At 50.7% G+C, this 1,189-nt stretch carries 2 protein-coding genes; both read right to left on the bottom strand.

All coding sequences use genetic code 11. The features are described from left to right. Positions 1–102: 102 nt before the first annotated feature. On the bottom strand, positions 103–222 hold the full coding sequence (locus tag AC1DVH_RS31460) for a hypothetical protein (RefSeq protein ID WP_477757070.1): 120 nt from the start codon (positions 220–222) through the stop codon (positions 103–105). Positions 223–659: 437 nt separating this feature from the next. Next, positions 660–1,189, bottom strand: a 530-nt coding sequence (locus AC1DVH_RS31455; RefSeq protein WP_477757069.1) for a methyl-accepting chemotaxis protein, incomplete at its 5' end; no start/stop codon positions are given.

Raw genomic sequence — 1,189 nt, 5'->3', positions numbered from 1 at the left:
GTTTCATGTAAGGGAGGCTCGCCTGCAAAGTGCGAGGATATAAAGCTCATCAACGTTAAGTGCTGCAAACTCTGCTCAATCACTGGCAGGCAGCTGTATTGTCTAGCGAGTCGTGAAACGCATCATGACGCGCCCACCTCGAGCGAGTTTGTAGCGCACAATGGCAAATACCTGAGCCGTCGCTGGTTGATCTGGGAGGTACGTTTCGCGCCTGCTATACACGGCCAAGAATGTTTCTTGTAGCAAGTCCTCGATATCACTTGGTTGACGCTGAAGTCTATTACGCAGAAATTCACGCGCATGAACACTTAGCTCCGACAAAAACGTGAGATAGGCTTTTCGTTTCCGCCCAGGCCTGCGAGGAACGATGCTTGTAGGTGAATCACCCGATTGAGAAAGGCAGCATTATGTGTAGTTCGTTCCATCGTTAACCCGGGTCACGTAAAGGTCGGATATTGTTGATCGAGTGATTGAATTTTAATGCCTCGAAGTAGTTCGATTTGCTCATGGCTTTTTGAGTTGGCCTCGTTTAAGGCAAGGAGATACATCCGAAACGCGATGCGATTCAGTTTGCTCAATGGGCCCTCAGTATCAAGAACTCAGGGTTCCCACTGAGCAGGAAAAACTATTAATAATCAGCAGCGTTCGATGTATTCAACTTAAGTACGGAAGCTATCCACCAGATGTTTGAGTCGGCTGGCTTGTTGCTCAAGGTCATCACAGGCGAGCAAGGTGGCCAGGAGATTCTCCACGCCTTCTTGGTTGAGGGATTTGATCTCGGTGATGTCCATATTCAACGAGTCGATTACAGCGGTCTGCTCTTCAGTAGCAGTGGCTACAGACTGATTTATGCCATCAATTTCGCCAATACGCTGAGTAACGCTCCCTAGTCGCTCGCCAGCCTGGTTGGCGATAACCACACCTTCATGGCTATAGCGCTCGCTTTCGCTCATAGTGCAAACCGCCTCACGAGCGCCGACCTGAAGCTCCTCAATCATCGTATGAATTTCTTGTGCCGATATCTGAGTGCGGTAGGCAAGACTGCGTACTTCATCCGCCACCACAGCGAAACCGCGACCTGCCTCGCCCGCCCGCGCAGCCTCGATAGCGGCGTTGAGCGCTAGTAGGTTGGTCTGTTCGGAAATGCCCTTGATCACTTCAAGGATCCGACCAATGCTCACCGTCTTAC

The sequence above is a fragment of the Pseudomonas sp. P4_C3 genome (assembly GCF_056402075.1).
The sequence above is the reverse complement of the archived record's forward strand: the minus strand, read 5'-3'. Positions and strand labels throughout refer to the sequence as shown.